This window comes from Sulfurimonas hongkongensis (genome assembly GCF_000445475.1).
GTDB lineage: Bacteria > Campylobacterota > Campylobacteria > Campylobacterales > Sulfurimonadaceae > Sulfurimonas > Sulfurimonas hongkongensis.
The window spans coordinates 92,273-118,625 of the sequence record NZ_AUPZ01000007.1; the positions used below are offsets into that span (position 1 = coordinate 92,273).

The 26,353-nt window shown below is 35.4% G+C and carries 30 protein-coding genes and 4 tRNA genes; 22 read left to right on the plus strand and 12 right to left on the minus strand.

All coding sequences use genetic code 11. The annotated features are described in order from the left end of the window. The first annotated feature begins 5 nt into the window (after nucleotides 1-5). From M947_RS17665 to M947_RS17675, 3 genes are read left to right on the plus strand one after another with little or no spacing between them, the layout of a single operon-like run. Nucleotides 6-647, plus strand: coding sequence for an energy-coupling factor ABC transporter permease (locus M947_RS17665; RefSeq protein WP_021287425.1), 642 nt, complete (start codon nucleotides 6-8; stop codon nucleotides 645-647). Further along, nucleotides 640-1,185, plus strand: a complete 546-nt coding sequence (locus M947_RS17670; RefSeq protein WP_021287426.1) for a hypothetical protein — start codon at nucleotides 640-642, stop codon at nucleotides 1,183-1,185. Before M947_RS17665 ends, M947_RS17670 begins: the two co-directional genes overlap by 8 nt. Beyond that, nucleotides 1,178-1,954, plus strand: a complete 777-nt coding sequence (locus M947_RS17675; RefSeq protein WP_021287427.1) for an energy-coupling factor ABC transporter ATP-binding protein — start codon at nucleotides 1,178-1,180, stop codon at nucleotides 1,952-1,954. The genes M947_RS17670 and M947_RS17675 overlap by 8 nt, the downstream gene beginning before the upstream one ends. 251 nt (nucleotides 1,955-2,205) lie before the next feature. On the opposite strand, the gene M947_RS17680 is transcribed toward M947_RS17675, so the two are convergent. From M947_RS17680 to M947_RS17710, 7 genes are all read right to left on the minus strand, one after another. Then, entirely contained in the window at nucleotides 2,206-2,745 is a 540-nt protein-coding gene (locus M947_RS17680) for a hypothetical protein (protein WP_021287428.1), read from the minus strand. Further along, on the minus strand, nucleotides 2,742-3,071 hold the full coding sequence (locus M947_RS17685; RefSeq protein ID WP_021287429.1) for a winged helix-turn-helix domain-containing protein: 330 nt from the start codon (nucleotides 3,069-3,071) through the stop codon (nucleotides 2,742-2,744). Before M947_RS17685 ends, M947_RS17680 begins: the two co-directional genes overlap by 4 nt. A gap of 600 nt (nucleotides 3,072-3,671) precedes the next feature. Next, nucleotides 3,672-3,971: a hypothetical protein gene (locus M947_RS17690; RefSeq protein ID WP_021287431.1), complete on the minus strand. Its 300-nt coding sequence runs from the start codon at nucleotides 3,969-3,971 to the stop codon at nucleotides 3,672-3,674. A gap of 524 nt (nucleotides 3,972-4,495) precedes the next feature. Continuing rightward, nucleotides 4,496-4,584, minus strand: a tRNA-Ser gene (locus M947_RS17695). A 34-nt stretch (nucleotides 4,585-4,618) separates the two neighbouring features. Then, nucleotides 4,619-4,692, minus strand: a tRNA-Cys gene (locus M947_RS17700). Between the two features lie 18 nt (nucleotides 4,693-4,710). Further along, nucleotides 4,711-4,797 (minus strand) — tRNA-Leu (locus M947_RS17705). A gap of 33 nt (nucleotides 4,798-4,830) precedes the next feature. Beyond that, nucleotides 4,831-4,905, minus strand: a tRNA-Gly gene (locus tag M947_RS17710). Nucleotides 4,906-5,059: 154 nt separating this feature from the next. On the opposite strand from M947_RS17710, the gene ilvD reads away from it, so the two are divergent. Continuing rightward, the gene (ilvD, locus tag M947_RS17715; RefSeq protein ID WP_021287432.1) at nucleotides 5,060-6,745 is read left to right on the plus strand and encodes a dihydroxy-acid dehydratase; all 1,686 of its coding nucleotides are present in this window, start codon (nucleotides 5,060-5,062) and stop codon (nucleotides 6,743-6,745) included. A 50-nt stretch (nucleotides 6,746-6,795) separates the two neighbouring features. On the opposite strand, the gene M947_RS0111955 is transcribed toward ilvD, so the two are convergent. Together M947_RS0111955 and M947_RS17720 are read right to left on the minus strand one after the other, a co-directional pair. Beyond that, on the minus strand, nucleotides 6,796-7,572 hold the full coding sequence (locus tag M947_RS0111955; protein ID WP_021287433.1) for a nickel/cobalt transporter: 777 nt from the start codon (nucleotides 7,570-7,572) through the stop codon (nucleotides 6,796-6,798). Then, the gene (locus tag M947_RS17720; RefSeq protein WP_021287434.1) at nucleotides 7,569-8,108 is read right to left on the minus strand and encodes a DUF1007 family protein; all 540 of its coding nucleotides are present in this window, start codon (nucleotides 8,106-8,108) and stop codon (nucleotides 7,569-7,571) included. The genes M947_RS0111955 and M947_RS17720 overlap by 4 nt, the downstream gene beginning before the upstream one ends. A gap of 246 nt (nucleotides 8,109-8,354) precedes the next feature. On the opposite strand from M947_RS17720, the gene thrS reads away from it, so the two are divergent. Continuing rightward, nucleotides 8,355-10,103 carry a threonine--tRNA ligase gene (gene thrS, locus M947_RS17725; protein ID WP_245541254.1) on the plus strand — a complete coding sequence of 583 codons (1,749 nt, stop codon included), beginning with the start codon at nucleotides 8,355-8,357 and terminating at the stop codon, nucleotides 10,101-10,103. A 23-nt stretch (nucleotides 10,104-10,126) separates the two neighbouring features. After that, nucleotides 10,127-10,618: a translation initiation factor IF-3 gene (gene infC / locus M947_RS17730; protein WP_040766022.1), complete on the plus strand. Its 492-nt coding sequence runs from the start codon at nucleotides 10,127-10,129 to the stop codon at nucleotides 10,616-10,618. A gap of 57 nt (nucleotides 10,619-10,675) precedes the next feature. Here the strand turns inward: infC and M947_RS23620 are convergent, their stop codons facing one another. Continuing rightward, nucleotides 10,676-10,852 carry a hypothetical protein gene (locus tag M947_RS23620; protein ID WP_021287437.1) on the minus strand — a complete coding sequence of 59 codons (177 nt, stop codon included), beginning with the start codon at nucleotides 10,850-10,852 and terminating at the stop codon, nucleotides 10,676-10,678. Between the two features lie 90 nt (nucleotides 10,853-10,942). Further along, nucleotides 10,943-12,259, minus strand: coding sequence for an MFS transporter (locus M947_RS17735; protein ID WP_021287438.1), 1,317 nt, complete (start codon nucleotides 12,257-12,259; stop codon nucleotides 10,943-10,945). A 93-nt stretch (nucleotides 12,260-12,352) separates the two neighbouring features. On the opposite strand from M947_RS17735, the gene rdgB reads away from it, so the two are divergent. Continuing rightward, a complete protein-coding gene (rdgB, locus tag M947_RS17740; protein WP_021287439.1) occupies nucleotides 12,353-12,943 on the plus strand; it encodes an RdgB/HAM1 family non-canonical purine NTP pyrophosphatase in 591 nt (196 codons plus the stop codon). A gap of 354 nt (nucleotides 12,944-13,297) precedes the next feature. Next, nucleotides 13,298-13,801 (plus strand): GlcG/HbpS family heme-binding protein, encoded by a 504-nt coding sequence (locus M947_RS17745; protein ID WP_021287440.1) that lies wholly within the window; start codon nucleotides 13,298-13,300, stop codon nucleotides 13,799-13,801. 262 nt (nucleotides 13,802-14,063) lie between these two features. Here the strand turns inward: M947_RS17745 and M947_RS17750 are convergent, their stop codons facing one another. Beyond that, nucleotides 14,064-14,831 (minus strand): undecaprenyl-diphosphate phosphatase, encoded by a 768-nt coding sequence (locus M947_RS17750; RefSeq protein ID WP_031347965.1) that lies wholly within the window; start codon nucleotides 14,829-14,831, stop codon nucleotides 14,064-14,066. A gap of 175 nt (nucleotides 14,832-15,006) precedes the next feature. On the opposite strand from M947_RS17750, the gene M947_RS17755 reads away from it, so the two are divergent. From M947_RS17755 to M947_RS17820, 14 genes are all read left to right on the plus strand, one after another. Further along, nucleotides 15,007-16,119 (plus strand): pyridoxal-phosphate-dependent aminotransferase family protein, encoded by a 1,113-nt coding sequence (locus M947_RS17755; RefSeq protein ID WP_021287442.1) that lies wholly within the window; start codon nucleotides 15,007-15,009, stop codon nucleotides 16,117-16,119. Between the two features lie 3 nt (nucleotides 16,120-16,122). Continuing rightward, the gene (locus tag M947_RS17760) at nucleotides 16,123-16,980 is read left to right on the plus strand and encodes an ATP phosphoribosyltransferase regulatory subunit (protein ID WP_021287443.1); all 858 of its coding nucleotides are present in this window, start codon (nucleotides 16,123-16,125) and stop codon (nucleotides 16,978-16,980) included. A 91-nt stretch (nucleotides 16,981-17,071) separates the two neighbouring features. After that, nucleotides 17,072-18,319, plus strand: a complete 1,248-nt coding sequence (locus tag M947_RS17765) for an adenylosuccinate synthase (RefSeq protein WP_021287444.1) — start codon at nucleotides 17,072-17,074, stop codon at nucleotides 18,317-18,319. A gap of 192 nt (nucleotides 18,320-18,511) precedes the next feature. Beyond that, the gene (locus M947_RS17770) at nucleotides 18,512-18,934 is read left to right on the plus strand and encodes a flagellar export protein FliJ (RefSeq protein ID WP_021287445.1); all 423 of its coding nucleotides are present in this window, start codon (nucleotides 18,512-18,514) and stop codon (nucleotides 18,932-18,934) included. After that, nucleotides 18,931-19,440, plus strand: coding sequence for a MotE family protein (locus tag M947_RS17775; RefSeq protein ID WP_021287446.1), 510 nt, complete (start codon nucleotides 18,931-18,933; stop codon nucleotides 19,438-19,440). Before M947_RS17770 ends, M947_RS17775 begins: the two co-directional genes overlap by 4 nt. Nucleotides 19,441-19,501: 61 nt before the next feature. Then, entirely contained in the window at nucleotides 19,502-20,053 is a 552-nt protein-coding gene (locus tag M947_RS17780; RefSeq protein ID WP_021287447.1) for a DUF507 family protein, read from the plus strand. A 37-nt stretch (nucleotides 20,054-20,090) separates the two neighbouring features. After that, entirely contained in the window at nucleotides 20,091-21,215 is a 1,125-nt protein-coding gene (gene carA / locus M947_RS17785) for a glutamine-hydrolyzing carbamoyl-phosphate synthase small subunit (protein WP_021287448.1), read from the plus strand. Nucleotides 21,216-21,474: 259 nt separating this feature from the next. Further along, the gene (gene ccoN / locus M947_RS17790; RefSeq protein ID WP_021287449.1) at nucleotides 21,475-22,968 is read left to right on the plus strand and encodes a cytochrome-c oxidase, cbb3-type subunit I; all 1,494 of its coding nucleotides are present in this window, start codon (nucleotides 21,475-21,477) and stop codon (nucleotides 22,966-22,968) included. 17 nt (nucleotides 22,969-22,985) lie between these two features. Beyond that, complete coding sequence (gene ccoO / locus M947_RS17795; protein WP_021287450.1) at nucleotides 22,986-23,678, plus strand: cytochrome-c oxidase, cbb3-type subunit II; 693 nt, start codon at nucleotides 22,986-22,988, stop codon at nucleotides 23,676-23,678. A gap of 12 nt (nucleotides 23,679-23,690) precedes the next feature. Next, nucleotides 23,691-23,894, plus strand: coding sequence for a cytochrome c oxidase, cbb3-type, CcoQ subunit (locus tag M947_RS17800; protein ID WP_021287451.1), 204 nt, complete (start codon nucleotides 23,691-23,693; stop codon nucleotides 23,892-23,894). Nucleotides 23,895-24,013: 119 nt separating this feature from the next. Next, nucleotides 24,014-24,829 carry a c-type cytochrome gene (locus M947_RS17805; protein ID WP_245541249.1) on the plus strand — a complete coding sequence of 272 codons (816 nt, stop codon included), beginning with the start codon at nucleotides 24,014-24,016 and terminating at the stop codon, nucleotides 24,827-24,829. Nucleotides 24,830-24,839: 10 nt separating this feature from the next. Continuing rightward, nucleotides 24,840-25,049, plus strand: a complete 210-nt coding sequence (locus tag M947_RS17810) for a DUF4006 family protein (protein ID WP_021287453.1) — start codon at nucleotides 24,840-24,842, stop codon at nucleotides 25,047-25,049. 109 nt (nucleotides 25,050-25,158) lie between these two features. Next, nucleotides 25,159-25,848 carry a hypothetical protein gene (locus M947_RS17815; RefSeq protein WP_021287455.1) on the plus strand — a complete coding sequence of 230 codons (690 nt, stop codon included), beginning with the start codon at nucleotides 25,159-25,161 and terminating at the stop codon, nucleotides 25,846-25,848. Beyond that, nucleotides 25,835-26,341 (plus strand): FixH family protein, encoded by a 507-nt coding sequence (locus tag M947_RS17820; RefSeq protein WP_021287456.1) that lies wholly within the window; start codon nucleotides 25,835-25,837, stop codon nucleotides 26,339-26,341. The genes M947_RS17815 and M947_RS17820 overlap by 14 nt, the downstream gene beginning before the upstream one ends. Nucleotides 26,342-26,353: the final 12 nt, after the last annotated feature.

Consider the following 26,353-nt stretch of genomic DNA (forward strand, 5'->3'; position numbering starts at 1 on the left):
TTAAAGTGCATATACCTGATGGCTTTATATCTCCACAAATATATATCCCAGCCATAGCCATCAGCGCATCTCTCTTAGCTCTAGCATATAAAAAAATAGAGTTAGACGTAGAAAAGATTCCTCTCATAGCAGGAGTGAGTGCCATATCTTTTGTGATGATGCTTATAGCCATTCCTTTTCCGGGTGGAACTACTATGCATCTTGGCGGAGTGGCCATAATCTCTTTGCTTTTTGGACCATGGATAGCTTTTAGTTCTATCTCTTTGGTCCTGCTCATTCAAGCGCTTTTGTTTGGAGAGGGTGGCATCACTTCATATCCCATAAATATCATAGCTATGGCATATATTGGGAGTTTTAGCTCCTACTGGTTTTACAGGCTTTTTGTAACTCGTTCAAAAAACATAGCTATCTTTATGGCTGGCTGGAGTAGTATATTTTTCCCTTCAATTATCATAGCAGTTGTTCTTGGCGTCCAGCCATTAGTAGCATCAGTTGATGGAACTCCGCTTTACTTTCCTTTTGGGCTTAGTGTTACACTTCCATCAGTAGTTGTTCCGCATATTTTTATAGCCATAATTGAGGGTTTGGTTACACTAAGTAGTGTGAAGTTTTTGAAAACTCAATTTAGGAGTGTTTTTAGTGAGTGATAGAGTTTGGTTTTTTGTATATTTGCTTGTTGTGATGACTTTAGGTTTTGTCCATAATGAGTGGATAATGCTTTTGGGCATCATAATAACCATTGCTCTTGGAGGCAAAGCAAGGTTTAAAATCTTTAAAAAAGCACTACTAGTTATTGCACTTTTTAATCTTAGCATCTCACTATCTTACATAGTCTATGGCTTTTTCGTGAGTGTAGACATTTTTGCTCTTGTTCTTATAAACCTTAGAGCCTTTGCGATTACACTACTTACCTTTACTCTTGTTAGACGAATAAACCTGCATAAAGCACTAGACTTTAGTAAGGTTTTAGCCATCTTGTATGGTTTTACTTATGCACAAATCATACTGCTTAAAAATATGTTACATAGTTACTACGAAGGGCTTAAAAGTAGGGGAGCTACACTAAAAACAAGCATAACAAAAAAGCAACTTCAACCGCTTTTAACAACTCTTTTTGGTACAATGCTTCATAAATCAAGTGAGCAAAGCATGGGATTACGCTCAAGAGGACTAATAGATGATTGAGTGTAAAAATCTCTCTTACAATTACCAAGACTTTCAGCTAAACGAGATAGAAGTTTTAAAAGATGTTAGTTTTAAGATAGACAGGGGCGAAAAAGTACTTCTGTTAGGGATAAACGGCTCAGGAAAATCAACACTTCTTAAACTTTTAAATGGACTTCTTTATGCAAAAAGTGGAGAGTTTTACTTTAAAGAGAATCTTGTAAATAAAAAATACCTAAAAGAAAACTCTAAAGATTTTAGAAAGAGCATCTCCTTGCAGATGCAAGACCCATCTTCGATGCTTTTTAATCCAAGTGTTTATGATGATATAGCTTTTGGACTTAAACATTTTGGCTTTAATAACGTAGACGACAGAGTGCATCACTACGCAAAAAAGTTTGAGATAGAGAGCATTTTAAAATCAAGCCCTCTCTCACTAAGCGGTGGACAAAAACAAAAAGTTCTTTTGGCATCTCTTCTTTGTGTAGAACCCGAAGTCTTACTACTCGATGAACCTACAGCACACCTTGACCCACCTACAACAGGCTGGCTTGTAGAGTTTTTAGACTCACTAGATGTCACAGCCCTCATCTCCACTCACAATATCAGCCTAGGAAAAGAGCTAGCAGATAGAGCCATAGTCATAAATCGTGAGATAATTTACGACGGAAAAGTAGAAGCACTACTAGAAGATATGCCAACACTAATAAAAGCCCAACTAGTGCATAAACACAGGCATAAGCACGATAGTGTAGAGCATAAACACTATCATCTACATAGTTGGTCTTAAGGGGTTAGTGCTTTTTTAAAAAATGGCAGGAAATTTGTGGCTAATTAATAACAAATTTTAAAAGTTTTTTAAAAATAAAAATTGAATATGCCTTAGAAGTGGTGGACCCTCAGGGAACTGAACATGCCCTATTTTTAGAAATAAAATGGAATACAATTTTTTAAGCCCCTAAAGTAGCCCCTAAAAAATAAAGTGTCCTACATACTTGACAACTTAATAGATGAATTTATGAGTTGTAAGTATATAATATATCAATTTTCTAGTAGAGCATTTTTAAATATTTCAAACTTTTTTAAAGATTTTTCTTTCTCTGACCACTCTTGAACTGATTTCAAATCAAATTCATTCTTCTTGGCAACCCATATAGCTTGTTGAAGACATTGTTCATCATCCCAATGATAATATGCAGCAAGTCTATCTTTTATACAGTCTGTAGGAGTAAGTAGTCTTAAAACACCTGCTTGGGTATCTATTTCAGCTATTTCTTCAACTGGAGCATCACCAACACCTAATGGACCAGATGGAAACTCAATAAATAGCTTTGTATCTTTATGCACAAAATATCTATCATGTTCTGTAAATCCAAGTTCATCCATAGTTGCATGGATTTTTTTAAACTGTTCATTATATTGGTTGATTAAATCTAAATCCCAAGAAGTATATTCGCCTCTACTATAGATTTCAACACAAGAACCACCAGAGAGTACCACATGTATATCTTTTGCTATCAATGCATCACAAATATAGCCACCAAGCTCTTTTATATCCATATCTTTAATCTGTTTTTTCATAGTGGTTTCTCCGGTCTTCTTGGTCTTTTTCTTTGCATTTCAAATTTATTTTTTAACTCAGGCTTGTAGTATTGTTTGGCTTTGTTAAGTAAAGCTGTGAGTTCATCTAAAAAGGCATACCTTGGATTTATAAAATATATCTTTGTTCTCCCTTGCATTTTACTAAGAGCCAGTCCACCCTCTTCAAAATTTTTGAGTTGGTTTTGAATGGAAGGAAGTGATATATCAAAATATTTTGATATCTCTCTTGCATACCCCTCTTTAAATGTTAGAAGATATTGTAGAGTTAATTCACGAGCTTTTGTTCCAAATATTACTTCTAACATGTAAGTATCCTTTATGATATAAATATTATTTCATTTGATATAGAAATTATATCATAAAATATTCTGCTTTTTAGATAGTTTTTATTTTGTGGGACCTTGATTAACCTAGCTATATTGGCTTTATGTCAATTTCTTGAATATTTAGACTTTGAGAATCTTTTTCTCTCACTTCTATTATGATATGGATAATATATTAATAGACTTCTTGCATAACCCAAAAAAAGGATTGAAAGTTGCTATTCATAATTTATGAAGAATTATGTTCTGACAATCATACTAACGAGAATATGCTGGGGACTGAAAATAATGCAATATCAGCTGTAGGATACTTGAGAGTTCTTTGATCTTGACTTATTGTTTTTAGGGATAGAGGGAGCCATTCATGTGTCTTTGTAAAAAGGCTAAGATAGCTAGTCCTAACCTTTTTGATTAAATTGAAGTATCTCTATCATTGCATTTTTTACTTTAGAGTTAAACTTTTTTAGGTACAAATAATGATTTCTTTTGATACCTATTAAAAATAAATTTTGCTTGCATATGAGCAAAACTTCTTCATTTCTATTCATTTGTTTTTTATCTAGTTCAAATGTAAACTATACTCTATATTAGCCCTTTTATTAATAGAAGGGCACTTTGGTTGAAGAAATAACGCTTGCGACCAGACTTGCTGATTGTAACACGATAGTGTATATTTTCTTTCAATCTTTTTCCCTCCTTTAATCTATCTTGCAAAGTTTCTACTGAGATGTTTAACAGTTTGGCAGCTTTTTTTTGCCCCCTAATATTGAACTCATCAGTTAAATCAACTTCGTTAAGTTTGCGTAGAATAATATCCACGGCTTTTCTTAGATCTCTTATCTCATCGATAATGATCTGATTGACATTAGGAATATTTTCCATAATTATCAATACTAAAGATAGTTCGGGTTAAACTAGATGTTAATCATTAGAAAAACTTTAAAGCTCATAGTGCTTTCAAACTTACTCAATATACATTTCAGCTCTCGTTTTTCTCTTAAATTCGCAGATAAAGCAAGATACGAATTCGTCTTTTTCCATTTAGAGCAAGTCAGCTACTTCCTGCATGAGTCGCACTTACTCTTCACTTTTCATTACATAATACAGAAGCACTCTGCTTATTATTTTGCGCTAAACTTCTAAATTTACATCTTAATTAATTTAATTCATTATGCATAATCCGAAAGTGTCAACTATGACTTCACTCTCTCTTTGTGTCATGCATTTTATACTTTTAAAGTAGGAACTTCAATTTTGTCAAACCAATTGGTTTGAACACAAAAATTCTAACAAAGAAAAGTAAATTTGTAAAATATGGGTAGCAATAGGGTAACAATGAGGTTTTTCTCGTAAGCTTAAAGTGTCTTGTGATATCGTTATTTAGGGTGTTTTAAAGGATAAAGAAGTGGTGGACCCTCAGAGATTCGAACTCTGGGAGGTATAACCCTCGCCGGTTTTCAAGACCGGTGCAATCGACCAACTCTGCCAAAGATCCACTTGTGTAGTTAAAAAGTTTTAAATTATAAAACTGGAGGTGCCACCCAGATTTGAACTGGGGATAGCAGCTTTGCAGGCTGCGGCCTTACCACTTGGCGATGGCACCAGTTAAACAATCATTTTATGGTGCCCGAGGCCGGACTTGAACCGGCACAGTATTGCTACCGGGGGATTTTAAGTCCCCTGCGTCTACCGATTTCGCCACCCGGGCATTGGGTGTCTTTCAACAATTTATAATTTAATATGGAGCGGGAAACGAGGTTCGAACTCGCGACCCCAACCTTGGCAAGGTTGTGCTCTACCACTGAGCTATTCCCGCAATTTTTAGTCACTTATCTTTAAGTGAGCGGAATTATAGCCATTTATTTTTCATTTGTAAAGAGTTTTTAAAAAAAAATAGACAAAAAATGGTATAATCGCAACTATATTAAAAATAGTATCATAATTAAAAGAGCTATTTACGAAGGATTAACATGAGAAGTGACATTATTAAAAAGGGTTTTGATAAAGCACCACACAGATCACTGCTAAGAGCTACTGGGCTTAAAGACGAAGATTTTGATAAGCCATTTATCGGTATCGCAAACAGTTATATTGATATCATCCCGGGACATTTTTTCTTGCATGAATATGGCGAAATAGTAAAAGAGGCTATACGTGAGGCTGGTGGTGTGCCATTTGTTTTTAACACTATCGGTGTAGATGATGGTATCGCTATGGGGCATGAAGGAATGCTTTACTCTCTTCCATCTCGTGAGATCATAGCTGATTCTATAGAGACAGTTATGAATGCGCATCAGCTAGATGCTATGATTTGTATCCCAAACTGTGACAAAATAGTTCCTGGTATGATTATGGGAGCTTTACGTGTAAATGTTCCTACTATCTTTGTTTCAGGTGGACCAATGCCAGCTGGACATAAAAATGATGGTACTCCAATTGACCTATCTACTGCATTTGAAGCTGTTGGCGAGCATGCTGAGGGTAAAATGACTGATGAAGAGCTTTATGAGATAGAGTGTAACGCTTGTCCATCTGGTGGAAGTTGTTCTGGTATGTTTACTGCAAACTCGATGAACACACTTTGTGAAGCTATGGGCATAGCACTTCCAGGAAACGGAACTGTTTTAGCCATGACTCCAGAGAGAATAGAGATGGTTAAAAAAGCAGCAAAGCGTATAGTTGAGATGGCTAAAGCTGAGGATAGTAAGTATAACATTAAAAATATTTTAAACGAAAAAGCAGTTCACAATGCGTTAGTTGTAGATATGGCGATGGGTGGAAGTTCAAACACAGTTTTACACATGTTAGCTATTGCAAAAGAAGCTGATGTAAATTTTCCTATAGAGAAGATTAATGAAATCGCTGATAATGTAGCGCATATCGCTAAAATTTCTCCATCATTAACAACTGTTCATATGGATGATATTGATAAAGCCGGTGGTGTAAATGCAGTTATGAAAGAAGTAAGCAGAAGAGGTGGTCTACTTTATCTCAACAACCCAACCGTAACAGGTGAGACGCTTGGTGAGAGAATAAAAGATGCTCACATTTTAAATGAGAACATAATTCATACAAATGAAAATGCTTACTCTCAAGTTGGCGGACTATCTATACTTTTTGGAAACCTAGCACTAGAGGGTGCTGTTGTAAAAACTGCTGGAATTGATCCATCTATGAGACAGTTTAAGGGAACGGCGGTTTGTTTTGACTCTCAACCAAAAGCGATAGCCGGTATCATGAGCCATAAAGTAAAAGCTGGTGATGTTGTAGTTATCCGTTATGAGGGTCCAAAAGGCGGTCCTGGTATGCAAGAGATGCTAGCCCCTACTGCGCTTATCCAAGGTATGGGACTAGGTGAGAGCGTAGCACTTATAACTGATGGTCGCTTTAGTGGAGCTACAAAGGGTGCCTCTATTGGACATGTCTCTCCTGAAGCCGCTGAGGGTGGCTTGATAGCTCTTATAGAAGATGGCGATGAGATAGAGTTAGATACAGATAATCATCTGCTTCAGCTAAATGTTAGTGAAGAGATTTTGGCAAAAAGAAAAGAAGCGTGGAAGCCCCATAAAAATGAGGTAAAATCAAAATGGTTAAAACGCTATCAGATTTTAGTGTCAAATGCGTCAAATGGAGCTGTTTTAAAAACGGAACTTTAAGGTTTCGTTTTTAATAGGTATTTTTTTCTAAGATTTGGTAATTTTATACCTTAAAATATGGGAGCTGCATCTTGAGGAGTAAACAAGCTTTGAGTATTTATAGTAAATAAAAAAACTCCTAAAAGTATAATGAAAATTGCTCCAAACATCTCTAACAAATACCCCTTTGTTTTTAAGAAGCTTCCACTTTTTGATGATGCATAGCTAGTTAAGATCCCCGCTAGTGAAATAGTAAGACCCATACCTAAGCTCATTACAATAGCCGATAAAACTCCAAGATATAAGTTACCAGTACTAATACAAAACAAGACTATGCTCATAACTCCAGGGCAAGGGACGACTCCCACAGAAAAAGCCACAGCGTATTCTGATTTTTCATTTGAAAAATCAGTTTGTTCTTTCTCCTTTTTTGCTTTTATGGCTTTTACTAGCAGATAGATTCCAACTGCTACAATCATCACAGCAGAGATTATCATAGAAATATTACTGAGTTCTTGAAAAGTTTTAGAGAAAAGACCTTTTAAAATAAAGTAAATAACAAATGTAATGCTCAAAGCTGAAAAAGCATGCACAATGGAGATTAGGTAGCCTAATTTTATGGCTTTTTTATAACTGCCACCACGAGATAAAAAATAAAACGAAACCAATGCTTTGCCATGACCTGGACCAGCTGCGTGAACTAAGCCGTATATAAATGAGATCGCTAGCACTACCATAACAGCACTTAGACCATTTTCATTTACCGAATTTATATATGAAGCAACTGAGTCGTTTAAATTATATTGCCAATTTATAATTTGGTGCAAAAATTCATTGTAAAAATTCATATAATATCTTTAATAAGCATTGCGTAGCCAAAGTAAGTTCCATTATCAACCTTTCTAATATTGAAATTTATATTTTTATTTAAAGGTGCTACAAATGTTTTTTTTAACATAAAAGAAATATAATAACCTTTATCGTAAAACATAAGCATACTGTCTTTAACTTCAAAACTACAAATAAGATCAAATGAATATACTAATCTTCCAGCTTTATCTATAGTGGCTACAAAATTATCTAATTTTTCTATCTCTACATATCTATCATTTTCTCTTATCTTTAAATAATAGTTATGGTCTTTAAATAATTTTATCGTATTTCTTTTCATTAAAGCTATCTCATTTTTACTAAATTTATTATCTTTATTTTTATCATAATCCATTATAAGTACAGAAGAAGTCATTTGATCGAACTTCCACTCTAAACTAAGTGAAGTAACTTTAGTATCTTGTATATTGAGTTTAGGGTAAATATCGATAAATATATGAGGGTGAGCATATAAAACAATATTTGCAAGTAAAAAAATCATTAACGTCTTCATATTATTCCTAATTAACAGTTTCTTATGAACTCAATTTTAGCTGAAACTTATTAATACTTTATATAAAATCATTAAAGCCACTTAAAGCAGCATTTGCACTCTGCTACAGAGTTTGAATATTATTTATCGACTTTGAAGTGATTTTAGGCTATTATAGCAAAAATTTTTATATAGGGATAAAATATTTTGAACCCAATTGCAATAAAACACAATAATGAAATCATCGACTTACAGACTGCTAGGGAGATGGGCTTTGAAGGTAAACCAATTCTCCTTGATAACTCGCAAGACTCACTAGAAGTCCTTCGTCACTCAACTGCACATCTAATGGCTCAGGCTATCAAGTCACTTTACCCTGATGCAAAGTTTTTTGTAGGCCCAACTGTGAAAGAGGGGTTTTACTATGATTTTAAAACTGAGACTGAAATCGGTGAGTCAGACCTTAAAAAAATAGAAAAACAGATGCTCTCATTTGCTAAGAAAAAGTATGAGATAGAGAAGTATGAAATCTCTATGGATGAGGCAAAAGAGAAATTTAAAGATGACCACTTAAAGCTAGCTGTTATGGATAGGATTCCAGATGATAAGGTTAGTATCTACAAACAAGGTGAATTTGAAGATCTTTGTCGTGGTCCACACCTTCCAAATATTGGGCTTATAAGATATTTTAAACTCACTAAAATCTCAGGTGCTTATCTCGGAGGTGACTCTAAAAATGAGATGCTAACTCGTATATATGGTATCGCATTTGCAGATAAAGAGTCACTTAAAGCACATATGGAAATGTTAGCTGAAGCTGAAAAACGTGACCATAGAAAAGTTGGCGCTGAGATGAAACTCTTTACCTTTCGTGAAGAGGTTGGTGCAGGATTCCCTATCTGGCTACCAGCTGGTGGAAGACTTCGTGCAAGGCTAGAGAGTCTTCTATTTAAAGCTCATCGTAAGCGTGGTTATGAGCCAGTCCGTGGACCTGAGATGCTTCGTAGTGACCTATGGAAAACGTCTGGGCATTACCAAAACTATGGCGAAAATATGTACTTTACAAAGATTGATGAGGTAGAGTTTGGTGTAAAACCTATGAACTGTGTTGGTCATATTAAAGTATATGAAGATGAACTTCACTCTTATAGAGACTTGCCTATAAAATATTTTGAGTATGGTGTTGTTCATCGTCATGAGTTTACAGGTGCACTTCATGGACTCTTTCGTGTTCGCGAGTTTACTCAAGATGATGCACATATTTTTTGTACGAGCGATCAGATAGAAGAACAAATCATTGAAGTTGTTGATTTTGTGGATAAAATAATGTCAACATTTGAGTTTGACTATAAGATGATGATATCAACAAAGCCTGAGAAAGCCGTAGGAAGTGATGAAGTTTGGGAGACTTCCATCAAGGCTTTAAAGTCTGCTATGGATAAAAATGAACTGCCATACGAGATAGATGAGGGTGGCGGAGCCTTTTATGGTCCTAAGATCGATATCAAGATTACAGATGCCATAGGTCGTGAGTGGCAATGTGGAACTATACAGTTGGATTTCAATCTTCCAGATAGATTTGAGCTTGAATATAATGGTGAAAATAACGAAAAAATTCAACCAGTTATGATTCACAGAGCAATTTTAGGTTCTTTTGAGCGTTTTATTGGTATATTAACAGAGCATTATGCTGGAGAATTTCCAATGTTTATCGCTCCAACACAAGTAGCTATCGTTCCAATCGCCGATACGCACAACGCTTACGCTAAAGAGTTGGCAGATAAACTAATCGACATAAATGCCGATAGTGAGATATATAATAAAAATGATTCTCTTAACAAAAGAATCAGAACAGCAGAAAAAACAAGGGTTCCAATGCTCATAATCATTGGAGATGAAGAAGTCGAAGGTGGAACTGTTGCTATTCGTGACAGAAGAACTAGAGAGCAGTACAACTTAAGCGAAGATGAGTTCTTAAAGCTTATACAAACTAAAATAAATGAGGTGAATTTTTGAGTAAAAAAACAGACCGCGTCATAATGAATGACGATATCCGTGTAGCAGAGTTAAGATGTAATATAGATGGAGGGGAGTCATTAGGAATAATTTCTACTGATGAAGCTATGAGTAAAGCAAATGAGTTAGGTATGGATTTAGTCCTTATAGCTCCAACTGCAAAACCACCAGTTGCTAAAATCATGGATTACGGTAAATACAAATACCAAGAAGAGAAAAAACTCAAAGAGCAAAGAAAAAATCAGGTAAAAATCGTTGTAAAAGAGATTAAATTATCTGTTAAAATTGCTGATAATGATATTGCTTACAAAGTTAAGCATGCAAGAGAATTCTTAGAAAAAGGTTACCACGTCAAGTTTCGTGTCTTTTTAAGAGGTCGTGAGATGGCCCATCCAGAAGCAGGTAAGGAAGTACTACTTCGCGTTTGGCCGATGATAGAAGATATAGCAGTGATGGAGAAACCACCAAAGTTTGAGGGTCGCTATTTCAATATGTATGTAATACCTCAAAAATAGCAAATAGCGGTTACGCAGCAAATTTTCTTCAAATAAGTAGACTCAAGCCTTTATATTTTAAAGGTCTGAGTAGTCCATACCCTCTTCGCATGTAAAGATAAGAGTTTGAACTATCTTATCATCTGCTGTCTTTCCTTCACCATATTCATCTAAAAAGCCAATCTCAATTTTATGTTCTTTTAGAGCATTAATATCTTCACAACTTAGTAGATTCTGTATAAATAAGTCATTCATAAGTCATCCTTCATAAAAATAATGTAAAAATTTACAAGAATAAAATGTGAAAAAAGTGTTATAGATTAAGAATACATTAAGAGTTTAAATCTATAGAGAGATTTTAGCTCTTAGTGCTTCTTCATCTATTGCATTACTTACATACTTAACAACTATCTTGCCCTCAGTCTCATTGATATACCACTCGGCAATATGCTCATTTTCAAGTTCGCTTAATTTGTTTGTATCTACAAACTCTTTTGCTATAAAGAGATGTGAGTGTTTTGTAGGGTTTTTAAGTCTGATGGTCCATACGAGCCAGAGAGATGCTAAAACTGCTACAGATATACCAATGGTCGCTCTATCGCTAATATCTAACATAAGCCCAGCTAGTGTTCCACCTACAAATGTTGCAAAATAAGCCACAGAGTTTCCCATACCAAGTGCTGCTCCTCTTTGATGCACCTTTGCAAACTTACTAATCATTGACTGAACAAGTGGTTCCATCATGTTAAAGGCAACAAAAAACATAACAACACCAACTACAAAAATAAGACTCGATGAGGTAAGCCCCATAATCAAAAAAGCACCTATAAAAAGTACGATAGATGCTAAAAATATCTCACGAGGCTTGTTATACTTCTCACCAAAAACTGCAGCTGGTCCCATAGCAATAAGTCCAAAAACCATAGCTGGCAAGTAGGCCATATAAAGGTCACTCTTCTGCCACGCAAAAGTATCACTTGTCAGTATTATAGGAATAAGCACAAAAGCAACAGTCATAAGGCCTTTTTGCATAGCGTTTATGATTATCATATTTAAAAGGTTTGGATCTTTTAATATATCAGAAGTCTTTGCACTTTTATGATAGGTGTGCTTAATGCGTGGTGGAGTTGGTACTTTAGTAAAGAGGACTATCATTGCTAAAAGGGCTAAGACAGCAGTTATAATAAAGAGAGAGTCTACGCCATAAGCAGCTCCAACAACAGGACCAAGCCCCATAGCTACAGCAAAACTAAGAGCGATGGTTCCTCCCATAATAGCCATAGCTTTTGCTCGAACCTCTTCTTCAACTAAATCTGAAATCATTGCAGTAATAACTGAGCCAATAGCTCCAGCACCCTGCAAGAAGCGACCAAGCATGAGAGTATAAATATCAGTAGCATATGCAGCTATAAGTGAGCCGACAAGAAAGATGATAAGACCTACAAGAAGCGTTGGTTTTCTTCCTATCTTATCGCTCATAGTTCCAAAAGGTACTTGAAGAAGAGCTTGTGTGAGTGCATATCCACCAACGACTATACCAACAAGAAGAGGAGTAGAACTCTCTAGTCCTAAAGCATAAACAGAGATAACAGGTAGAACCAAAAAGAGACCTAAAAATCTAAGGGATAAAATTGCAGAGAGGGGAAAAACTTTTTTAAACATAAAGTGCCTTTGAGTAGTAAGAGATACTACTTTTTTAGTATAATGCAGCAATTATATATAAAAGATTATTACATAGAGTATAAGGAAAGAAATTTGAAATTAGTTTTAGCTACATCTAATAAAGGCAAAGTAAGGGAGATAAAGGCTCTTTGTAAAGAGTATGAGGTTGTAGCTTATAGTGAGCTTATAAAAGAGTTTGAGATAATCGAAGATGGAGATACATTTAAACAAAACGCTCTTATAAAAGCTAGAGCAGTTTACAAAGCTCTAGGCGATGAGGATGTGATAGTTTTAGCTGATGATAGTGGTATTAGTGTGGATGTGCTTGATGGACAACCTGGCATCTACAGTGCAAGGCATGCCGGAGTAGATGCAAATGATAAAGACAACCTTTTTAAGCTTATAAAAGATTTAAAACAAAAGGGTGTTGCTTCATCACCTGCTCACTACACAGCGGCAATTGCTATAGTTACAAAAAAGGGCGAGTATAGCGTTCATGGTTGGATGTATGGAGATGCTATAGCCCAGACAAGAGGAGATGGTGGCTTTGGTTATGATCCAATGTTTATTCCTCTCGGCTTTGATCAAACTTTGGGAGAGCTAGATGAAGAACTAAAAAAAAAGCTCTCGCATCGTTTTAAAGCTTTGAGTCTTGCAAAAAAGATATTAAAGAGTCTGCTGTAAAGTAAACTTTTAAAAAGGCAAAGCTATAGAATTTTTAAGTTTGAAATTTTCAGCCATATTTTTGAAATAGGTGCTATAATTTTTAGCATTGCAGATCTAAAATTATGTTAGATTTTGTAGTAAAACATTCTAATGTTTGAAATTAAAGTGTACACTGTTTTATTAATTGAATGCTCTGATTAAGCTATAACTAGATTCCGCCTCAAGCAAGGAATGAAGGATTACTCTTTATCCTGAGCTCTAAAGAAACATTTTTGCATAGCAAAAAGCGATTTTCTTGTTTTGATTCAGGATCTAACTTAATGATTTTTCAGATCATTCAATTACTAAATAGCCCAAAAACGAAGGAAAAAAATGAAAGTTCAAAAAATAGTCTTGATTTTACTATTGAGTGCATCTGCTCTTTTTAGTGCGGATGTTGTAAAGATTGAGCGTATGAGTATGGAATTAGCGACAGAAGTTGCTAAAAGGTCAGTAGAGAGTTGCCGTAAAAAAGGTTACTGGGTTAGTGCAGTTGTAGTTGATAGAAGTGCAAATGTTCAAGTGGTTTTGCGTGATACTCATGCAGCTCGTTTTACTATGGATATTGCTGAGCAAAAAGCAAATTTGGTCATTATGTCGGGCATTAATAGCTCTGAGTTTATCTCTGCTCGTAGTGATATTCGCAATGAGCTAAATAATATAAGTGGCCTAATTATGATGGAGGGTGGAGTAGCTGTTAAATCAGGAGATATATTGCTTGGAGCAGTTGGTGTTAGTGGTGCTCCCGGTGGAGACATAGATGCTGCTTGTGCAAATGAAGCACTTAAATCGCTTAACGAAAGACTTGCTTTTGCTGCAATGTCAGATGATGAGTAAAAAATAGTCTGCTTGTCTGTAAGTCCATCCTTGGAGATTAAAGTTCTAAACTCGATACTACATCCATGGTATCTATTTGACTAAAGAACTACACTAGTGTTATAAAAACCTTTGACTTAGATTATAAAAAGATTTTTCAAGTCTCTCTATAAAACTATGCAAACGGTTGTTGTACTTGATTTGCATCATAACCTCCTATAGTGTCAAAGGAGACAAAGCAAGTACTATTCCCTTTTTTACTTTAGAACACTAGAGTAGATATTTAAAGTAAGATTAAGAGTAAAGCACCGAAGATTATTCTATATATCCCAAAAGCAACAAAGGTAAATCTCTCTAAAAAGACTAAAAAAAGCTTTATTGTAAGATATGCAACAATAAATGAGACTATAAAACCTACCGCTAAAGCGACTAGATTATCGTTGCTAAATTCATGGTAATGCTTTAGTAGATCATAAGCAGTAACTGCGCACATAACAGGAAAGGCAAGTAAAAAGCTAAACTCTGCACTAGCTTTTCTGCTTAGTCCAACTAATAGAGCGCCAATGATGGTAGCTCCAGCCCTACTGGTCCCAGGAATAAGGGCGAAAACCTGAGCAAAACCAATAATAAGTGACTGCTTTAGAGTAACTTGCTCTACATCATCTATAAGTATTTTCTCAGTAGGTATAAAAAATTTCTCAACTACTAAAAATATAACACCGCCAACTATAAACATAACCGCTACTACTTCAACGCTAAAAAGAGTTTTTATCTCTGATGAGAAAATAAAACCAACCCCACCGATAGGGATAAAAGCTAGAAAAATCTTTGCCCATAAATCAATTTTTTTGATAGTAAATTTGTCTTTGTAGTTAAAAACAACTGCTAAAATTGCAGCAAATTGGATGATAACTTGATAGGCTTTTGTAGTATCTGTTTGGTTTATGCCTAAAAATTCGCTTGCAACGATGAGATGCCCAGTAGAAGAGATGGGCAAAAACTCTGTAAAGCCTTCTATAATTCCTAAAATTACCGAGTCAAATATCGTCACTAAGCTACCCTCAAATGTAAAAATAAACATATTTTAATGCTGAAATAGTAGCATATTAAAACTATAGAAATCTTTGCTTTTATAAGCTTATAAAAGCCTAGGTAATCAAAACTTTAGCTTATTTGGATATAATACGAGGTTTTTAAATCAAACTAATCTTGATAGGACTTTTTAAATGTTACTTTTTACTCCTGGGCCAACTCCAGTTCCTCAAAATGTTCGTAATGCCATGAGTGATGAGACTATGCATCACCGCACACCAGAATTTGAAGCTATTTTCGAAAAAACGCGCAAACATCTTTTTGAGCTTTTTAAAAGTGATGAAGTTGTTATGCTCTCATCTAGCGGAACAGGTGCTATGGAGGCCGCAGTTATAAATCTTTGTTATAACAAACTCTTAAGTGTAAACTCTGGAAAGTTTGGAGAGAGATTTTCAAAAATTGCAAAAGCTCATGGGCTAGAAAATATAGAGATAAAAAATGAGTGGAATACACCTGTTAGTGTAGAAGCTATAGTTGAAGCATTGAAAGTAAATCCTGAGATAGATGCTATAGCAGTTCAAATCAGTGAATCAGCGGGCGGACTTCGTCATCCTGTAGAAGGGCTGGCAAAGGCAGCTAAAGAGATAAATCCAAATATTATGATTATAGCTGATGGCATCACTGCAGTTGGGGTTGAGGCTATAGATGTTAGCAATATCGACTGCCTAATTGCAGGAAGTCAAAAAGCTTTAATGCTTCCACCCGGTTTAGCGATACTTGGGCTTAGTAACGCGGCAATTGAAAAAATTGGAGCTGGCAAGGGTTACTATTTTAATCTTGCTACAGAGATTAAAAGTCAAAGAAAAAACACTACTGCTTGGACAGCGGCTACAACTCTAACTATCGGACTTTTAGAAGTTTTAGAGACGATAGAAAGAGATGGAGGTATAGAAAAGTTATATAGCGAGACTAAACTTAGAGCTTGTGCGGTTAAGAGTGCACTTAAAGCTATAGGACTTCATATCTATCCAAAGACTCCAGCAACATCTATGACAACAATAGATGACGTGGATGCTTCAGAGATAAGAAAGATTCTTAAAAATGAGTTTTTAGTAAATGTAGCAGGTGGACAAGACCATTTAGCTGGAAAAATCTTTCGCATAAATCAAATGGGTTTAATCCCGGTTCATGAGATGGCATGGGTTGTAAATGCGGTTGAATTAACTCTTGCAAAATTAGGTAGAAGAGCTTATGATGGAGTAGCAAACAGAGTCTTTAATGAGACTTTTTTTGCTACAAAAGCTTAGATTATGATACTTGAACATGAGATTCCAAATGGCTCAAAACTTTACTTTGGTAAGGCTGCTAGAGTAAAGAGAGAGATTGAGAGAGTTGCTAGTGATATCTTAGATGCAAATGGATTTGAGGAGATTGTTACTCCTGTTTTTTCTTACCATCAGCATCTAAGCATTGCAGATGAGAAGAGACTTATCAAAGCAAATGATGAAAAAAACAATCCAATATCTCTAAGAGCGGACTCTACTATAGATGTAGTTCGTATCATTGAGAAAAGGCTCGGAAGAAATACTCAGCATAGAAAATGGTTCTACATTCAGCCTATTTTTACATATCCTACGACTGAACAAAATCAAATAGGTGCCGAGTTTATGGGAGAGAAAAAACTCTCATCTGTTATGAAAATAGCGACTGAGATTTTACACAAGCTTGAGGTTGAGCCTCTTGTGCAGATATCAAACATAAGAGTTCCTAAACTTTTAGTAGAGATGTTTGATGAGCTAAGTTTGGATGACTTTAAACATACAAATATAGACAAATTTTTAAACCTAGAAGTTGAGTGGTTAAATAAACTTGTATATCTTCAACATATCCATCAGCTAGATGAACTTTTAATTATAGTGCCAGAATCTATAAAGATAGAGCTAGTTAAGATGAAAGAGTTAGCACAAGAAGCATCATCAAAAAACATAGTTTTAGCACCAATGTATTATGCACAGATGCTCTATTATGATGAAGTATTTTTTAGAATGATAGATAAAAACGAAGTCTATGCAAGGGGTGGAAGATATACAAGTTCAGATCTAAACTCTGTCGGATTTGCTATTTATACAGATACACTTTGCGAAAAAATAGTTTTAAATGATACATGAGCTAAGCTCATATATCTACGCTAGTCGCTAAGACACTAAAGTCTACCTCTAAAGAGGCAGAAAAAAAGTAATAATAAAAGAGGAAATTTTAATGAAAGCTGATTTGATAGTAGGTATCCAATGGGGAGACGAAGGAAAAGGTAAAATAGTCGATAGGCTTGCATCTAGCTATGACATGGTTTGTAGAAGTCAAGGTGGTCATAATGCTGGACATACTATCTGGGTTGAGGGTGTAAAATATGCACTTCATCTTATACCTTCTGGTGTACTAAACCCTAAGGCCATAAATGTTGTAGGAAATGGTGTAGTACTCTCTCCTGAGTCTATTATAAAAGAGATGGAGCAGTTTAAAGAGCTAGAGGGTCGTCTTTTTATCTCAGATAAAGCTCACCTAAATCTTTCTTATCATGCGCAAATTGACCAAGCAAAAGAGAGACTAAAAGGTGATAATGCCATAGGAACAACAGGAAAAGGCATCGGACCTGCTTATGCTGATAAGATAAATAGAAATGGCTTTAGAGTAGCAGAGTTGTTAGATCCTAAAAAGCTTTGTGCTTCTATACTAGAATATTTTGAGCAAAACAGAGCAATTTTTGATGTTTTGGGTATTGCTACACCAAAAGATGGTGAACTTTTAGCTGAGTTAGAGGGCTACAAAGAAAAACTAGCACCTTTTATTACAGATACTACGCAGTTGGTTTGGAGGGCTCTTGATGAGAAGAAAAAAATCCTCCTTGAGGGTGCACAAGGAACTATGCTTGATATCGACCACGGTACGTATCCATATGTAACTTCATCCGCAACTGTAAGTGCAGGAGCTTGTACAGGTCTTGGTATTAGTCCTAAAGAGATTGGCAAAGTTACAGGAATAGTTAAGGCTTATTGTACTCGTGTGGGCAATGGTCCTTTTCCTAGTGAAGATGTGGGCGAAGAGGGAAAAATGTTAGGTGAGAGAGGTCATGAGTTTGGAACTACTACAGGAAGAGCAAGAAGATGTGGTTGGTTTGATGCAGTTGCAACTAGATATGCAAGCAGGCTCAATGGTTGTGATGAGTTAGCACTTATGAAGCTTGATGTTCTTGATGGTTTTGATGAGGTAAAAGTTTGCGTAGCTTACGAGCTTAACGCTAAAGAGATAGACTATCTTCCATCAAACTTAGAAGATGTAAAGCCGATTTATAAAACCTTTAAAGGTTGGAATAACTCAGTGGGAGTTAGAAAATTTGAAGATCTTCCATCGTCTGCACAAGAGTATGTTAAAATCATCGAAGAAATCTCAAAAACAAAAGTAGGAATCATCTCAACTTCTCCCCATAGAGAGGACACGATAATACTTTAAAAATAGTGTCAAACACTATTTTTTTGCATTAAAAGGCACGAGTGCCGAGAGCCTTACGCTGAGTAAAACTTAGCGCGCACAACGGAGTACCCTTGGGGAATTAGCGTAGTCAAAGGGACTTGTTCCTTTGGCATGATAAATAGGAACAAAGGTTCCCTTGAATTTATGAAATAAATTAAAGGATTGTTTTTTATGAAAACTCGCTTCACTCCCTTAGTCAAGTTAAAAAAAACTGCTATGGATAAAAGTGAGTCTCTTATGCAAAAAGCCAATGCAGACTTAAATTCAGCAAGAGCCGCACTAGAGAAATCCTACGAAACCCTAGATGAAATCACAAGTCCACAACAAGGAAATATGAAAGATTTTCTTGCCTCGCGTGAGCTTATAAACTCCGCAAGAGCCTTTGTTAAACACAATCAAGAGTGGGTTATTTATGCACAAAATCAAGTAAATCAAGCAAAAGAAAAACTAAAACTAGATATTATTGAGCATGAGAAGTTTAAGTACTTAGAACTTCAAGAGATAGAAAAAGAGTTAAAAAAACTCAAAATTCAAGAGATGAAAGACCTTGATGAAGTAGCCCTTATGACTCATAATAAAAAGGAAAAAAATTGAGAATAATTATACTTTTGCATCTTTTTTTAGCATCGCTTTTGGCATTAGAGACAAGTGATAAACTCTTTGAGTGTACAGAAATCTTTAAAGAGAGAAAGAGCGAGCTTTTAGTAGAGCTTGAACGCATTGATGAACAAAAACAAGCACTAAGTGCTTTGCAAATTGCCACAGAAGAGCTTCTTAGAAAAAAAGAATCAAGACTCAATGAAAAAGAAGCAATAGTAGATAAAAAACTCTTAGAGATAAAAGAAAAAGAAGAAGCTATCAAACAAATGCTTGCAAAAAATGAAGAGATATTAAAAGAGATAAAAAGTATAAAGATGGACAAGGTAGCTCAAACTTTTGCAAAGATGAAAGACTCACCAGCTGCTGCTATTCTCTCAGATATGGACAATGAAGAAGCAGCATCTATCCTTAGCTCACTAAAACCTAAAACTGTGGGAAAGATTTTATCTAAAATGGATGCTAAAAAAGCATCTGACTTGACACTCTTGTTGGTAAAATAATCAAACTCTAATCATAAATAGTGTAAAATGCACAAATTATTTTAACAAGTAGGGTCTCGCGATGAAAGTATCACTAAAAACTATACCTCACATATCTAGTAGGGTTGCAATTGACTTAAACAAAAGTGGTGTTGTCACGATGACAAAAGGACTTGAAATAGTAGCCAAAGAGGCTGAGAAAGTGCTTGAACATAGTGTAAAACAGGAGATGGCACTAGAAGAAAAAGCTGGTGAAATCTGTGATGAAAATGAAGAAGAGATAGAGTTTATGCTCGCAGATGAGAGACAGCTATTTTTTATGATAAAGAAAAAACTAGCACCGGAGTTTGGAGTTATACTAAACTATGAAGAGAGATATTCAGATATTTCTCACAAGATTTTAGATGAGCTTTATGAAGAGGATTTGATCCATTTTGAAGTGACAGAAAATCGCATAAAAAATATCATCTACAATGCTATAACCTCATTTATCGCAGATGCGTCCGAGATAGAAGATGCTGTCATGGATAGGATTAGATCTTATAAAAAAAGATATATTCCAGGAACAGATGAGTTTGACATTTTGTATGAAAAAATCTACAAAGAAGAGCTTATGAAAAGGGGTATGGAGTAATGAGTAACATTTTTCTTATAAAGCAAAGGAGAGCTAAGTGAGAGTATATATATATCTTCAAAACGGGGTTTTTTTAGAGGCAAATAGTTTTGGTGCAGAGGGAACTGTGGTTGGTGAGATAGTTTTTAACACGTCTATGACAGGTTATCAAGAAGTTATGTCTGACCCATCGTATGCTGGTCAATTTGTTACATTTACTATGCCAGAGATCGGAGTAGTTGGTACAAATGAACAAGATATGCAAAGTTCAAGTGCACATGCGAAAGGTATGATAGTTAGAAAATACCAAAAAAGATACTCAAACTTTAGAGCTGAGGCTTCCCTTGAAGAGTTTTTACTAAAATACAATGTTATGGGAATCTGTGATATTGACACAAGATATTTAACTAAGACAATAAGAAATGAGGGTGCTATGATGATGATAGCATCTACTTCCATTAGCGATAAAGAAGAGCTAAAGAAGATCTTAGAAAACTCTCCTCGCATTGAAGATATAAACTATATAGAAGAAGTTAGCACAAAAAAAGCTTATAAGCATGAGAGCTCGACTTACTCAGATAGAGAGTTTAAGTTTGATACTCCCCCGACTCCTCAAGCAAATATTGTAGTAATTGATTTTGGTGTAAAAAGAAATATTTTAAATGGACTAGTAGGTGCAGGAATGGGCGTTGAAGTTATTCCAAATAACTTTAGTGCCGATGACTTGATAGAGAGATATAACTCAAAATCCATAGATGGAGTTTTTTTATCAAACGGACCTGGTGATCCGCTTGTACTAAAAAAGGAACAAGAACAGATAAAAAAACTCATAGATGCAAAAGTACCAATGTTTGGTATCTGTCTGGGGCATCAACTGCTCTCTATCTCTCATGGCTATGAGACTTATAAACTAAAATTTGGACATCATGGTGGAAATCATCCTGTTAAAAATATTAAAAATGGATTTGTAGAGATCACATCTCAAAACCATAACTACAATGTTTCTGATAATATAGTAGAGATTGCAGAAGTAACTCACATTAATCTTTTTGACAATACAATAGAAGGACTAAGATATAAAGATTCTCCAATTTTTTCAGTTCAGCATCATCCAGAGGCAAATCCTGGACCAAAAGAGAGTGATTATGTATTTAATGAATTTCTCTCACTTATAAAAAGATAGCTTATTTTGAACAAGAAAAAAAAGCTTAGATGCTCCTAGCATCTGAGTTATCTCCCAAAAATCTTATGTTGTTTCTTAAGCAAATATAAAACTACAAAAGTAAACAAAAAACTTATATTATGCAAATTTGTCATAAAATAGTCATTTTTTAAGATACTTTAAACATTTCTATGGTTATAGTAACACTGTTAATTGGTCTAATTATATGGTCATATATCTAATTAGACATAATTGCTTTGAATCTTTAAGGAGGCTATATATGGAGAATCGTCCATTAGAGTACGACTATACGGTTACGAAGATGTTCATGTTTACAACAATTGCTCTAGGAATTGTTGGTATGCTCATCGGTGTAATTTTAGCATTTCAACTCGCATTTCCAGGGTTAAACCTGATGTTAGGTGAAGGTCTTGCAGAATACACAAACTTTAGTCGTCTTCGTCCGCTGCATACTGATGCAGTTATTTTCGGGTTTACACTTAGTGGTGTTTTTGCTACTTGGTATTATGTTGGTCAGCGTGTATTAAAAGTATCAATGGCAGAGTCAAGATTGTTGATGCTTCTAGGCAAGTTACACTTCTGGTTATACTTGATAACTGTTGTAGCAGTAGTTGTCTCACTGTTTGCAGGGGTTACTACTTCAAAAGAGTATGCTGAGTTTGAATGGCCTATCGATATTGCAATCGTTATAGTATGGGTTATTTTTGGTCTTAGTATGTTTGGTCTTATCGGTATCCGCCGTGAAAAATCGCTCTATATTTCTGTTTGGTACTATATAGCTACTTTTCTTGGTATTGCCATGCTTTATCTATTTAACAATATGGAAATTCCAACAATGTTGGCATCTGCGCCTGATGGAAGTCATGTAGGCGGTAACTGGTGGCACTCTATATCTATGTATGCTGGTACAAATGATGCACTAGTTCAATGGTGGTATGGTCATAATGCAGTTGCATTTGGTTTTACTGTTCCTATTATTGCGATGATTTACTACTTCTTACCAAAAGAGTCTGGTCAAGCTATCTATTCATATAAGTTATCATTACTCTCTTTTTGGGGATTAATGTTTGTATATTTATGGGCTGGTGGACACCATTTACTCTACTCAACTGTCCCAGATTGGGTACAGACTATGGGCTCAATCTTCTCTATTATCTTGATTTTACCTTCATGGGGATCAGCGATAAATATGCTTCTTACAATGAAGGGTGAATGGCAACAAGTTGCAGCGTCACCACTTATTAAGTTTATGGTTTTAGCTTCTACATTCTACATGTTCTCAACGTTAGAGGGACCTATTCAAGCTATCAAATCAGTTAATGCTATAGCACACTTTACAGACTGGATTGTTGGTCACGTTCATGATGGTGTTTTAGGATGGGTTGGCTTTATGATTATGGCTGCACTTTTTCATATGGCTCCTCGTGTATTTAAGCGTGAGATCTACTCAAAAAGCCTTATGACCGCACAGTTTTGGATTCAAACGCTAGGTGTTGTTCTGTACTTCACTTCTATGTGGATTGCAGGTATTACTCAAGGTATGATGTGGCGTGCTCACGATGAGTTTGGTAACTTAGCTTACTCATTTATCGATACTGTTACTGTATTACATCCTTATTACACTATTCGTGGTGTTGGTGGATTGTTATATTTAGTTGGTTTTTTAATGTTTACTTATAACATATACAAAACTATGTCTGCTCGTCCTATTGAAGAATCTGAGCTACAATCTGCATCGCCTATGGGCGCATAGAAAGGGAGGATAATATTATGTTTCATTGGTTAGAAAAGCATCCGTTCTTTTTCTCGGTAGGTGTGTTCTTAGTAATTGCTTTTGCGGGAGTGATTGAAATTCTTCCAAATTTTGCTCAAGCTTCACGTCCTGTTATAGGAACTAAGCCATATTCAATACTCGAGACTACAGGTCGCCAAGTTTATATAAAAAATAGTTGTAATGCTTGTCATTCACAGCTCATTCGTCCATTTAAATCAGAGACTGACCGTTATGGTCACTACTCTTTAAGTGGTGAGTATGCATATGATAGACCATTTTTATGGGGTTCTAAAAGAACTGGGCCAGATTTAATGCGTGTGGGTAACTACCGTACTACAGATTGGCATGAAAATCATATGAAAGATCCAGCTGGTGTTGTTCCAGGATCTGTTATGCCTGCGTATCGTTGGATGTATACTAATATAGCTGATGTTCCAACAGCATATGCTGAACAATTAACAAATGCACAGTTCTTTTCAGTTCCTTACAACGAACCTATTCCTATGAAAGATGGAAGTACAGAAGTTGTTAAGATGGCTAATAGCGTAACTGAAGCACATGCAATGGCTTTAGCTGAGGCAAAAGAGATTGCAGCTGATATGAAAGATCAAAATATTAAAGATGCAGTTGCTCGTGGTGAGATCCCTGAGATAGTAGCTTTAATTGCATATCTTAATAGTCTTAAATAAGAAAGGTTTATAGTGAATATTGCAGAACTTCAAGCTTATGGTTACTTTGCACTAATTGTATTTTTAGCAGTTGGACTCTATGGATATATATATCATTTATATTCAAAGAAGAAAAATGCTGATGGAGTTGACTATGAGCAGTATAGTAATATGGCACTACATGACGAGATAGATGATACTCCTGTAGCATCTGTCTCAGACGATAAAAAGAAATAGGAGAGAGATATATGAATAAGCTTTATCTTTGGGGAATTATCATTGTTGCGATTATGTTGGGAGCTACGTATTACACGATATTCCTGACTAAGGGTGGTCTGAATGATGATATCGTCAATATGCTTGCTATTGCAGGTGCTATATCACTTGTAATAATTACAGTTTTTGTTGTAATTAAGTATGTCCGTCAAATGCAATCAGACACTGCCCAAGGTCAGTTGGCTGATGAACAATGGGATGGAATAGGCGAATATTTAAATGATGTGCCAATGGGTTGGGCAATTGTATTTTTGCTTACAATGATTTGGGGTATGTGGTACTTTACATTGGGCTACCCTGTAAATGCATATTCACAAATTGGTGAGTATAATGAAGACACAGCTGCACATAACGCTAAATTTGAGGCTAAATACGCTACTATAACTGGTCAAAGGCTAGTTGATATGGGTAAGTCTGTCTTTTTAGCTGAATGTAAAGTATGCCACGGTTTGAATGCTGATGGTATCGATGGAAAAGCGGCAGATCTTAATGTAAGACTTGAAGCAAAGTCTGTAAAATATGCTATTGAAAATGGTTCAAACAATCACTTACTAGGGATGGAGATGCCAATGCCAGATCGTAATGGTCTATTTAATTCTAACACTGGCGCACTTATTACAGATGAAGAGATAGAAGTAGTATCTAAGTATGTAGCTAATGGCATGAGTGGTGCTGGTGCTGATGTGTTCGCTGGAACTTGTGCAGCTTGTCATGGTGAAGATGGTAAAGGTATGGAGTATGTGGCTCCAAGTGTTGCAACATTTAGCCCAGAACTTGTTACTAATATATTAGGCCATGGTAAAAAAGGCGCTATTGGTAAGATGCCGGCATTTGATAGACTTAATGCTAAGCAAAAAGAGGCTGTTGGCGCTTATGTCACTAGCTTAAGCGAATAAGGAGTCAGATATGAATGAGAATAGAGGTGTATTTGTTCTTGATGGTATAACTGGTATGTTAATAGCTACTGTTTTACTCCTAAGTATTCTTACTGTTTTAACAGTATGGGGCCTTAGTGTACAAAATGCTAACATGACTAATTATTATGAAATCAAAGACGAAAAATCCATCAAAATGATTAGCAAAGATAATGCTAAGCATGTTGTTGATGTGAAGTAAGGGAGTAAATAATGGAGAAAATAATTTCATGGGGTCTTGTTATTATGGCTATTTACACAATTTACGCGGTTGTAACACCAAATCATCTTTTCGTTGGTTAGGAATTTTTTTGAAATTTCTTAACAGAGGGCTTTTAGCCCTCACCCTCATTTTTACTGCAAGTCTACTACAATCTTCTGAGTATTTATATAAAGATGAAGTTATCTTCAATCCAGCATTTAACCAAGAGGTTAACAGACTGGGGAGTGAGCTATATGAAAAAACAGGAATATCTCTAAGACTGATAATGTTAAGAGAGCTCCCAAGAGATAAATCTATAGTTGAGTATGAAAAGGAGCTAATGCAAAACTTTAATGAACCTACAATCTTATTAACCTTTTCAGAGTTAGATATGAGAGTAGATATTTTAGCAAAACCTGTATCTTTATATGAATACTTTGACAAAAAACAAGTACTGAGTCCTATATCATCTCCAGTACAAGCTTTTGTAGTCGCACTATTAAATATGGACTTTAGTGATATGAGTAGTGGAGGTACAATACTACCACTTCTTGCACAAAAAGCTAAAGATGGTGAACAAAAAGGAAAATATTCAGGATCCATGTTTAACGGCTATGCAGATATAGCTGAGCAAGTAGCAAAGAGTAAAAATGTGGTTTTAGAAAATGCAGTAGGTAGTGCAAATCAAACTACTATCCTAGTTGTTAAAGTGTTGTTTTATGGTGTGATAGTATATGCCATTATTATGTATATAAAGAGAAAAATATATCTAAGGAGGCAAAGTCATGAAAAAAAGTAGTGGAATAATATGGCCGTATGCGATTAGCATATCTATAATTTTTATATTTGGTGCTTGTGTTGCAACTATTGTAGTGGCAAGTAAGCTGCCAGTTGAGAAAAGTGACACATATATGATGGATTATCAAGAAGCTGATGCATCAGCAAATGAAATCATAGAAGCTCGCATAGCTTTTGATAAAGAGTACAATGTAGAGTACATAAATGAAGGCTTGAGCCTTGATAATTGCACCATAAAGTATAGGGTTACAGACAAACAAAACAACCCTATAAATGATGCGAAAGTAAAAATAGTTATAACGAGACCAAATAACCATAAGCACGATCAGTCACTAGAGTCTTTTAGTGTTAATGATGGCATCTATAGCTTTGAGTCTATAAAGATGCCAATAGAGGGTAGATGGGACATCATGGCTAAGGTAAATATTGGAGAGCTTGAGAGATACTACAATATAAAAGCAGATACTAGAAAAGATGAGATTGTAGAATATTAGACTATAATATCT